Raw genomic sequence first — 9,930 nt, 5'->3', positions numbered from 1 at the left:
TGCTTTTGTCTTCTACAAAGCGTGGTGTAATCTGGAGCTATCCAATTTAATCCGCAAAGTTTAATCAGACTTTGCACAAAGCCAGTGACCATACGTAAAGACAGACGGAATAAGGATTTAATCATTAAGCAGCATTGGATGGCTGCGTCGGAGTAGATTTGATTTCGCCCTTGTTTGCCTTTTGATGGAGCATATCATTGCGTAGCAGGATCAAACCAAATGGCAATATTTCCTCGACTCATGAGTGCTCGGTTATATGCGGGCCAATTGGTTGTGCGGTAGATTTTGTGTGTAGGCTTCTTCATTTGAAAATTATATCGCTGAAAAACCCTTTACAGATAGGTTTGTGCAACAAAGCCATTCAGAATTGAAATAGAAAAATTTAAAAATAAATAACTTGGAAATAGATTTTATGATAAAATTCAATCAGCTATATTAATTTCTACACTTATGTCTGCACTACAAAAAATTAATGAAGATATGATAGTGAATCTTCCTAAGGGTGATTTACACGTTCATTTAAATGGAGCTATTCCAACAAATTTAGTTAAGGAATTATTAGCAAAAAATACAAATGGAATTCCCTCAAATTTTGATATTAATAAAGATTTAAATATTCTCGAACCACAAAAAAATCTGCAAGATTATTTAAAACCATGGAAAGTCTTAAATTTAATACCTAGATCGCAGAGTGATTTAAATAAAATAGTATTACAAACATTTTTTAGTTTAAAACGGCTTTGTTGTATAAACATTCTTCAAGATACTGATTTTTAAGGATTTGTTTAAATTTTAATCCAAAAATAAATTAAACAAAATCATAGTCTTAGATATTTATGCAACAAAGCCCCATTAGAGCTAAACTCCATTTACTAATGTCATATTTAAATCTAATGGTATGAAAGTACTATCAAATATACTGTTTAAATTACAGCGATTTCATTCTTGCTTCCATTATTTCGAATTTGAAGTCTTGGAACCATTGAATTATTTAAGTAATCATAAATAACCATTTCAGGATGATGCAGATCAAATGCTTGTCCAAACCATATACAAGCAGCATTGGATGCACATGGTAAGACATGAATTTTGGTAATTCCTTTATCTGTTAGACTATGAAATAACGCATGAATATCTTGCATGAAACTTAGTCCTCGTTCAGGATTTCTTATTGCTCCATTCCCCATATATTCTGGTTTAGCAGTAATATTAATTACCGGATGTCCTAATTCAACAGCCTTATTTTTAGAGGTTTCTGGATCAGCAGTGAGATTCAATCTAATAGTAATTTCAGTACAATCTTCTATTTCACTGAAATTATTAATTTCATACGCTTTGGTTGTACATATAAGATCAGGCCACATCCAACAACTTCCATCCCTATACATAAGCATAGGTATAAATTTCCCTTTATTTCCTAATTTACTTCCTAATGCTATTAGGCATGGCATAGGGCCGAAGCCAAAAATAGCTACTCTCTTATCATCAAATTTAGTTTCCCTAAGTAATTGTTCTGTTTGAACTTCAAATTCTTCTAAAAAATACTTTTTATAGAACTCATCAGCTGAAGCTCTTAAATGAGCTGGTAATGGTTCATGAATTAGTGTCTTATCTTTATGCAAAATAGATTTTAATGGGAGAAGGCAGCTTGCAATATCACGTCGTGAAGGAGACTGAGGAATATTGCGATTCACGGGCCAGAAAAATAAATACACTGGCATAGGAGTAAAGCTTAAAGAATCTAATAAATCTTCGCATTGTGCTGTGAAATTACTTCTCATTTGCGAGAGTCTTGAAGCTGTATATTCTGCGCCAGCAACTTTATCAATTAACCTATGATGTTTTTCACATAATAATAAAATATTCGTTGGATCATCTGATAGTTGATATGAGAAGAAGGGGATACCGCGAGTAGAATTTTCTGATGCTGCAACATTATGAGCTAAAACGCCATATGTACCTTCAAATCCAGTTATTTCATCTATGTTTAATTTTGCACCACATCCTTTAAACATACATCGGCCATGACTTGAGAGATAAATCTGGTTTTTATCTTTTTCAGATAAATCGTTACCCCTACCTGTAAGATGCTCAAAATCAAAAATTCTTTTTATGAAATATTCTAATTGGTTTACAGGGTTTGGTTTTTGTTTAGGAATCTTTCTAGGAACAAAATCTACATCTTTAACTTCGCTCTCTTGAGAGGAGGTTAAATTCCATGTTTCTTTTAACTTTTCAAAATCATGTAGAGTGTGGGCATCAATTATGTGACCTTGAAGAAAGCGTGCATAAATGGAAATTTTTTTGGCAAGCAATCTTCGGACAAAAGTTAAAGTATCATCATAATTGAGAATTATACGGAAAAAACTTTCAGGGCTTTTATTTTTCAATAAGACAAAAATTATATTTTTACGTTCTTCATCAACTAATACACCTAATGAATCTATACAAATATGCTTTAAAATTTCTTCTATATATTTATTTGCATTTGATAAATCATCTATTGCTGATAAAGAAGTCTGTAAACTTAGGGATGGGTCTAGTTGCATTTTCAATTTAACTCAATATAACCTAACAGTTTGATTTTAAAATTTTTTCTACCAATCCAGATTCCAGTTTTTACTCTTCCGATTATTAAATATAAAACTGGGTCATTAAGATTGGTAATGCCATTTAGAACAGTATCTATATCCCTTAAATCGGTTGGAGAGGGTGTTGGTACATCTTCAGGATGTGTATGCCATAGGCCTTGAAAATTATAGAATTTTTTAGATTCGTTCCAAGCTTGTATTAAAGCATATTGGTGGGACTTTGACCTAAAGAAAGACATACGTGTTTGACAGTCTCCTTCCATAGGAGAGGTAAAGCTTTCAATGATTTTAGCTTTAGTTTCTATGTCTGTTCTTCCAATTAGAATGCCACCCGATTCTGGAGAATCTGATTCTAATTGTATAAATTGCTTTAAACTCTTTAAAACATTTGCTTGAATAATAAAGACTTGGCCTGTAGGTGTGTCACATTTAATCCTCCCTTGAGTTATGTATTGCAACATGGGCATACTTCTTTATAAATTTCTTTTAAATTCAATATATTAATTCCATTTGAATTATTTACTGAATTATAAAAAGGGGTAGTAATTATTCCATTTTTATTTGCATTCTGATTGTCGCCAGAAATAGAAACAAATCCTAATTGTTGATTCAGGACATATTCAGAAATATAGCTTGCTAGCTTCATGCAATTTAAAGAAGAGAAGGGGGTAAATGCACCAGCACACCCTGTAATATTTTTAGCAATTAGCTGTCCAGATTGTACATATTTATACATAGGGGTAAGACTTTTATTTGATTTTTCATCAAAATATAAGCAGTTTAAACATCCTACATGTTTATTATTGAAAGAAATAAAATGTCCACCTAAATCATAAGGTTCTAACCAGCCTATTATTACTTGAATGTTTGCACTTATTTCATAAATAGTTTTTACGAGAGAAATCTCAGTAGGAGTATGGCCAATTGCTATGATGATAGTATCAATATCTTCAGTAATTTTTGATTTTATCCAGCTTTCACCATGGCTTACGAATGGAAAAATAGTTAATCCGGGCCTTTCTATTAAAAACTTATTAGCTAAAGAAGTAGATTTATAGGTATTAACATACTGCAAACCTAAAGAATGACGATAAATATTATCTGTTTTTAAAAGCTCTGGATCTATGAAAGAAAATTTATTTACGCCTGTTTGAGCTAATATCTCTGCAATCTTTGAGCCTAAAGCCCCACATCCGATAATCGCTATATGTCTTGTTTTTTTCTCTTGCCCCGTTCTATTTAATAAATAATCTATCCACGCTCTTTGTGTTAAAGAGACTTTAAAGCCTTTGAAGGATACTTTTTCTTTGAAAGAATACCAAATGGCATAATAAAAAATCACATAAGCAAATCCATGTTCATTTGGAATTCCCACTAGGGCATAATGATTGCCTTGTTTTAACAAAGATCGTTTGTTCTCATTAGAGAGGGTATTAACAATTTTTAGAAAATAGTCCTCATTAAAATAATCTCCTATATCTGGTATGGGGAAAACAGAAGCATCTTCTAATAATATCTTATGAATTTTTACTTTTGTGAGCTGGTTGTGGTTTATGTAAGAACTATCGCCATCATCAATATGCTCTAATATTTGATGATTCCCTTTTGATGATTTTCTTAACCAACCATATAAATTAAATGTAGAAGTAGGGTCGCAATGTAATATTACATCCTCATTTATATTTTGAGTGCTGCCTAAATATCCTTCTAGTTCGTTATACAAGCTTACTCGGTTGTTTAATTGAAAATTAATAAAAGATTGCTTGAGTATATCTATAGCCCTTTCAAAGAATTCAGTAATAAGTTCTTTATGTCTATAGCCTTCAAAGTTTTCACCTTGATGATCCGTAGTACAAATTTCCCCACTTTGACTCACATGATCTAAGGCAGACATTGGTCGTGTCAATATTCTAAAAATGGGAGGTATCGTCCAATTAGCTCTATTTTGAAAAATTAGACCAAGGCAAACCTGTTGTGTATTAATGAGAAAATCAAATTTTAGATTAACCCAATCCTTAGTAATAGAAGTGACATGGATATTTTGAGCTCCATGTTCACTTAATAGCTTTTCAATATTGTCTAACTTTGGGTTATCAAAAAACATTGAGTTTTCCTAAGCAGATTTTCCTTCTTGAGTGTAATAAGTTTGTACTACTGGTTCGGACACTTCTTGTATTTCAGGGATAGGGAATTGTCTTCCAAAAGTTTTATTTAAAATTTTGCAAGCTTCTACTGTATCAGTTTCCTCATTTACAGCTTCTAAAGATGATTTTAAATCTTCAAGTTTTGATTTTAAGTGCTCCATTTGTTTTCGGGTCAATTTTTCGAGTAAGTCTACACCTTGATGTGCAGGTAAATTAATTACGAGTCTGAAGTAATACTCGTTATTTTCTGGATCAATGCTAAAGGTAGTGAATTGATCTAATACATTATTTACTATAGAAAGTAATACCTTATTATCATTCTCATAATCTTCAGCTGTTATATGCTCATATACAGCTGTAGTGATAGCAATACTCTTAAAAAAATCTAGACCTTTCTCATTTCGCCATTGTTTCAAGTAGCGAGTACATCGTCTAAACTGATGACGTAAATCTGAATCATCTTCAAATTTTCCCAAAATTGTATCGGTAAGTTCAGTAGGATTTGAAATATCCCAAGTCTTAAGGTCTTCAGAGGAGAATTCCTTACCTCGAGCTAGATACATATTGCCTTTGTCGTCTTCAGCGTAGATGGGCAGATCTACATGATAATCGGGACTACCATTTTTGAGATAAGTGACAGTTACGCAAGGTCGTTTGATCGTTACAGTTCTATTTGAATGAGTTAAAGCATCTCTAACAATTTTTTTAATTTCTACTGAGCCATATTCCTCTTTGTCACAATCTAATAAAACTCCTACATCAATATCATAATCTCCATTCTTAGGCTTAATCCCTGTGCCCAAGGCATAACTACCTTGATTAAAGTATTCAACAAATTGAGGACCATTTGGATCCTTTTTGAGTTCATCTTTTAAGGTGCTAATCAAAAGGTCACGTTTTTCACGTAATGTACTTTCTTCGTCATAACGACCTAATCGAATATTTGTGTGGAACTTAGCATAGTGTTTTTGTGGATTCGCCATATTGTTGTATTCCTGTAGTGCTTTTGTTGTTATGGGGATCTCCTATATTAAATACAAGTTAAGACATTAAAAAAAATAGAATTTTTAAAGGGAAAATTTAATCAAAAAATATTTAAACAAACGATGAGATGTATCAATCTCCAATTTTTAGCATTCCTTCCCAACTAAAATAGTTTTGAGTCAAATTCTTTCTGGACATCGCCCATACACGACCATGCATCTTGCAAGGTCCAATTACGGCATCGCCACCACAGAGTAAAAAGAATGTTCAAAATAAACAGTCTAAAAATTCTGAATAGCCTTTTAGAACAGAGAGTTAAGGCACACAATTTAAAATAGTCAGTGAGCCTATCAAAATCCTCATGTATGAAACCTAAGAAGTTCCACATTTTTCTGGGTATACAAGCCTAAATTTTATGGAAAGAATTCATATGCTGCTCCTTTAGCTAAAAGAGTATTCAGCTTACGATTCGTGGTTATTTTCAACAGTGCCTTCTGGTAAGGGTCGGCACCTGCACATCAAAAAAATCTCCCCCCAGAGTACGGCTGTTTCTATCGGGGGTAGAATATTCATTCTGTTACTTTAGACTATAGCCTAACGGAACAAAATAAAGTCTTAAAAAGCAACTCAAAAACCGTATTTATAGACTTAATATTTAATTTCGGTACAATATGTATTTAATTATCTAAACTCTAACGGTACAGAATGCCTAATCAGGTCGGATATATTCGAGTCAGTTCAACTGAACAAAATACTGAACGTCAATTAGATGGAATCAGCCTGGATAAGACCTTTACTGAAAAGGCAAGCGGTGGTAGCCGTGAACGTCCTCAGTTAAATGCAATGCTCGACTATCTGCGTGAAGGTGATACGGTGCATGTTCATAGTATTGATCGTCTGGCACGTAATACAAATGATCTGAACGAAATTGTGAATAGTCTGAATGATCGTGGTATAACCATTATTTTTCATAAAGAGAATTTGACCTTCAGTCATGATGTAGCACAATCGGCAATAAATAAACTCATGTTTCAGATGCTTGCTGCATTTGCAGAGTTTGAACGCTCCATGATCCGTGAGCGTCAAAAGGAAGGAATTGCAAAAGCCAAAGCGAAGGGCTTATATAAGGGAAGAAAGCGGAAGGTTGACTATGTTGAAATACGAAAAGCAATGGCTGAAGAAAATTCAACATTTAGAGGTGTTGCAGAAAAGTTTAAAGTAGGGATAGCAACAGTACAAAGAGCTTTAAAAGAAGAAACTAATAATCAATAAGGTTGATTAATGAAGACGCTTAGATATTCAAATTTAGAAAAGATCATGACCATTTATACTGAAATTTCTACTTATATTACATTTCATAATGCGACTGGTTTAACAGATATAAATAAATCAATGGAAGATTTTTGAACCGTACCGGGTTTGTCGGAGACCAAGCTTTCTGAGAGAATGTCCCGATGAAAAAAGTAAAATATACCCCTGAAATCAGAGAAAGAGCGGTTCAATTATTGATTGAATCCGAGAAAGATTATCCATCGAATTGGGCTGCGATCACCGCTATTGCTCCCTGAGCAGTATACTGCGCAAGGGTTGTACTCCTGAAACACTACGTGTTTGGTATCAAAAATATTTAGATAAACAAAATCCAGTTAAAGTACAGCAGCTTTCAGACCAAGAACGTATCAAACAACTCGAACGCGAAAATAAAGAACTGCAACGCGCCAATGAAATTCTACGTAAAGCAGCCGCTTTTTTCGCCCAGGCGGAGCTCGACCGCCCACACAAATAATGGTGGATTTTATCCATAATAATAAAGAGCTGTACGGAGTCGAGGCGATTTGTAGAATTTTACCGATCGCACCTTCAACCTATTACCGGACTCTAGATCTCTGTGAAAATCCAGAACATCGAGCAAAGCGAGATTTACATGACTTGCATCATGCTGAGGAGATTAAACGAATTTGGAAGGAAAGTTCAGGTCGGTATGGTGTACGTAAAGTCTGGCAAAAACTGAAACGTGAAGGCTATATTATTGCGCGCTGTACTGTTGCTCGATTAATGCAAAAGCTAGGTATAAAAGGTGTTTGGCGTGGTAAGAACAAACAAACCACCCGTAGCCGAGATGATCAAAAACGAGCGGATGACTTGGTAAAACGTAATTTTACTGCTGATCATCCTGACCAACTGTGGGTGAGTGACTTTACGTATATTCAAACAAATTCAGGCTGGGTTTATACTGCATTTATTATTGATGTGTTCTCACGAGCAATTGTTGGATGGAAAGTATCGACACGGATGAATACAGATATGGTGCTCGATGCATTGGAGCAAGCATTTAGGGCGGCAGAGGGGGCTGGAACGCTGAGTGCGCCCATGCCGCATTGCGAAGCAAAAGATAATCGGATAAAATGTAGCAATTCATATTCGTAAGCGTGGAGTAATCAGATGGGAAATTCCAAGTCAGCAGACAAGTAAGCCGCAACAACCAGTATTGTTGTTGCGGCGCTCTGTAAGGCTAGTCTCATCTGATTGCTGACGAGCAGACGTCGCCCGGTATTCCTTAATCGAGGGTTGATTCGTCATGACCACCACACGCCCCGCGTGGGCCTATACGCTGCCGGCAGCACTGCTGCTGATGGCTCCTTTCGACATCCTCGCTTCACTGGCGATGGATATTTATCTCCCTGTCGTTCCAGCGATGCCCGGCATCCTGAACACGACGCCCGCTATGATCCAACTCACGTTGAGCCTCTATATGGTGATGCTCGGCGTGGGCCAGGTGATTTTTGGTCCGCTCTCAGACAGAATCGGGCGACGGCCAATTCTACTTGCGGGCGCAACGGCTTTCGTCATTGCGTCTCTGGGAGCAGCTTGGTCTTCAACTGCACCGGCCTTTGTCGCTTTCCGTCTACTTCAAGCAGTGGGCGCGTCGGCCATGCTGGTGGCGACGTTCGCGACGGTTCGCGACGTTTATGCCAACCGTCCTGAGGGTGTCGTCATCTACGGCCTTTTCAGTTCGATGCTGGCGTTCGTGCCTGCGCTCGGCCCTATCGCCGGAGCATTGATCGGCGAGTTCTTGGGATGGCAGGCGATATTCATTACTTTGGCTATACTGGCGATGCTCGCACTCCTAAATGCGGGTTTCAGGTGGCACGAAACCCGCCCTCTGGATCAAGTCAAGACGCGCCGATCTGTCTTGCCGATCTTCGCGAGTCCGGCTTTTTGGGTTTACACTGTCGGCTTTAGCGCCGGTATGGGCACCTTCTTCGTCTTCTTCTCGACGGCTCCCCGTGTGCTCATAGGCCAAGCGGAATATTCCGAGATCGGATTCAGCTTTGCCTTCGCCACTGTCGCGCTTGTAATGATCGTGACAACCCGTTTCGCGAAGTCCTTTGTCGCCAGATGGGGCATCGCAGGATGCGTGGCGCGTGGGATGGCGTTGCTTGTTTGCGGAGCGGTCCTGTTGGGGATCGGCGAACTTTACGGCTCGCCGTCATTCCTCACCTTCATCCTACCGATGTGGGTTGTCGCGGTCGGTATTGTCTTCACGGTGTCCGTTACCGCGAACGGCGCTTTGGCAGAGTTCGACGACATCGCGGGATCAGCGGTCGCGTTCTACTTCTGCGTTCAAAGCCTGATAGTCAGCATTGTCGGGACATTGGCGGTGGCACTTTTAAACGGTGACACAGCGTGGCCCGTGATCTGTTACGCCACGGCGATGGCGGTACTGGTTTCGTTGGGGCTGGTGCTCCTTCGGCTCCGTGGGGCTGCCACCGAGAAGTCGCCAGTCGTCTAACCGACGACTGGTAGCAGGCCCGCTCCGATGCGGCGCACTAACCATCGAAACCTCGTGAATGTCGGTATCCTGTCTGGCAGGATACCGCTCATTTCCCTTGTTCAGTTCATCGCCGTCGCCGAGCATCTGAATTTTCGGCATGCGGCCAAGGCACTTGGTATCAGCCAGTCGAGCGTCAGCGCGCGTGTGAAAGCGCTGGAGGATAACCTTGGTGTCCTGCTATTTGAGCGCCATGCGCGGGGCGTTCGGCTAACAGACGCAGGCAGGCACTTCATGGGGCACTGTTGCAAATAGAGATTTGAGTCGATGATGTTCCCTTTAAAAAGTACTTAGAGACCGAAAACCCTGTTGATTAGACACACTTCACCCTGAGGCTGACCATAATAAAATGACGATGCTTGTCCTTTACGTAGTGCAC

General features: G+C 38.1%; 8 protein-coding genes, 3 pseudogenes and 1 other annotated feature. Of the genes and pseudogenes, 5 read left to right on the top strand and 6 right to left on the bottom strand.

The genetic code is table 11. The annotated features are described in order from the left end of the window. Positions 1–305: pseudogene (locus AC13CK_RS03665) on the bottom strand (transposase); the annotation flags it as partial. A gap of 145 nt (positions 306–450) precedes the next feature. Here AC13CK_RS03665 and AC13CK_RS03660 point away from each other — a divergent pair. Then, entirely contained in the window at positions 451–777 is a 327-nt protein-coding gene (locus AC13CK_RS03660) for a hypothetical protein (RefSeq protein WP_005028412.1), read from the top strand. A gap of 146 nt (positions 778–923) precedes the next feature. On the opposite strand, the gene AC13CK_RS03655 is transcribed toward AC13CK_RS03660, so the two are convergent. From AC13CK_RS03655 to AC13CK_RS03640, 4 genes are read right to left on the bottom strand one after another with little or no spacing between them, the layout of a single operon-like run. Next, complete coding sequence (locus tag AC13CK_RS03655; protein ID WP_005006366.1) at positions 924–2,549, bottom strand: SAVED domain-containing protein; 1,626 nt, start codon at positions 2,547–2,549, stop codon at positions 924–926. Positions 2,550–2,551: 2 nt separating this feature from the next. Next, positions 2,552–3,052, bottom strand: a complete 501-nt coding sequence (locus AC13CK_RS03650) for a Mov34/MPN/PAD-1 family protein (RefSeq protein ID WP_005006362.1) — start codon at positions 3,050–3,052, stop codon at positions 2,552–2,554. Next, the gene (locus AC13CK_RS03645; RefSeq protein WP_005006360.1) at positions 3,037–4,695 is read right to left on the bottom strand and encodes a ThiF family adenylyltransferase; all 1,659 of its coding nucleotides are present in this window, start codon (positions 4,693–4,695) and stop codon (positions 3,037–3,039) included. The genes AC13CK_RS03650 and AC13CK_RS03645 overlap by 16 nt, the downstream gene beginning before the upstream one ends. A gap of 9 nt (positions 4,696–4,704) precedes the next feature. After that, positions 4,705–5,718: a nucleotidyltransferase domain-containing protein gene (locus tag AC13CK_RS03640; RefSeq protein WP_005006358.1), complete on the bottom strand. Its 1,014-nt coding sequence runs from the start codon at positions 5,716–5,718 to the stop codon at positions 4,705–4,707. A gap of 706 nt (positions 5,719–6,424) precedes the next feature. Between AC13CK_RS03640 and AC13CK_RS03635 the strand changes: the two genes are divergently transcribed. The 4 genes and pseudogenes from AC13CK_RS03635 to AC13CK_RS03620 all read left to right on the top strand — a co-directional run bounded on the left by AC13CK_RS03635 (position 6,425) and on the right by AC13CK_RS03620 (position 9,806). Further along, positions 6,425–6,991 carry a recombinase family protein gene (locus AC13CK_RS03635; protein ID WP_006581699.1) on the top strand — a complete coding sequence of 189 codons (567 nt, stop codon included), beginning with the start codon at positions 6,425–6,427 and terminating at the stop codon, positions 6,989–6,991. 182 nt (positions 6,992–7,173) lie between these two features. Then, positions 7,174–8,146, top strand: a pseudogene (locus tag AC13CK_RS03630) (IS3 family transposase). Further along, positions 7,463–7,579: a sequence feature (AL1L pseudoknot), on the top strand. Its footprint overlaps the pseudogene before it by 117 nt. 151 nt (positions 8,147–8,297) lie before the next feature. Continuing rightward, positions 8,298–9,512: a chloramphenicol/florfenicol efflux MFS transporter FloR gene (floR, locus tag AC13CK_RS03625; protein WP_000214119.1), complete on the top strand. Its 1,215-nt coding sequence runs from the start codon at positions 8,298–8,300 to the stop codon at positions 9,510–9,512. Positions 9,513–9,539: 27 nt separating this feature from the next. Further along, the gene (locus AC13CK_RS03620) at positions 9,540–9,806 is read left to right on the top strand and encodes a LysR family transcriptional regulator (protein ID WP_077170324.1); all 267 of its coding nucleotides are present in this window, start codon (positions 9,540–9,542) and stop codon (positions 9,804–9,806) included. A 35-nt stretch (positions 9,807–9,841) separates the two neighbouring features. On the opposite strand, the pseudogene AC13CK_RS03615 reads toward AC13CK_RS03620, so the two are convergent. After that, positions 9,842–9,930, bottom strand: a pseudogene (locus tag AC13CK_RS03615) (IS6 family transposase); the annotation flags it as partial.

Source organism: Acinetobacter sp. L-24 (genome assembly GCF_056857555.1).
Note: the sequence above shows the minus strand (reverse complement) of the source record. Positions and strands in the feature narration are given on the sequence as shown.

What these genes read in the sequence shown, in the direction of transcription:
- AC13CK_RS03660 (WP_005028412.1), top strand. Translation starts at nt 451, where the DNA reads ATGTCTGCACTACAAAAAATTAATGAAGATATGATAGTGAATCTTCCT.
- AC13CK_RS03655 (WP_005006366.1), bottom strand. Translation starts at nt 2,549, where the DNA reads ATGCAACTAGACCCATCCCTAAGTTTACAGACTTCTTTATCAGCAATA.
- AC13CK_RS03650 (WP_005006362.1), bottom strand. Translation starts at nt 3,052, where the DNA reads ATGTTGCAATACATAACTCAAGGGAGGATTAAATGTGACACACCTACA.
- AC13CK_RS03645 (WP_005006360.1), bottom strand. Translation starts at nt 4,695, where the DNA reads ATGTTTTTTGATAACCCAAAGTTAGACAATATTGAAAAGCTATTAAGT.
- AC13CK_RS03640 (WP_005006358.1), bottom strand. Translation starts at nt 5,718, where the DNA reads ATGGCGAATCCACAAAAACACTATGCTAAGTTCCACACAAATATTCGA.
- AC13CK_RS03635 (WP_006581699.1), top strand. Translation starts at nt 6,425, where the DNA reads ATGCCTAATCAGGTCGGATATATTCGAGTCAGTTCAACTGAACAAAAT.
- floR (WP_000214119.1), top strand. Translation starts at nt 8,298, where the DNA reads ATGACCACCACACGCCCCGCGTGGGCCTATACGCTGCCGGCAGCACTG.
- AC13CK_RS03620 (WP_077170324.1), top strand. Translation starts at nt 9,540, where the DNA reads ATGCGGCGCACTAACCATCGAAACCTCGTGAATGTCGGTATCCTGTCT.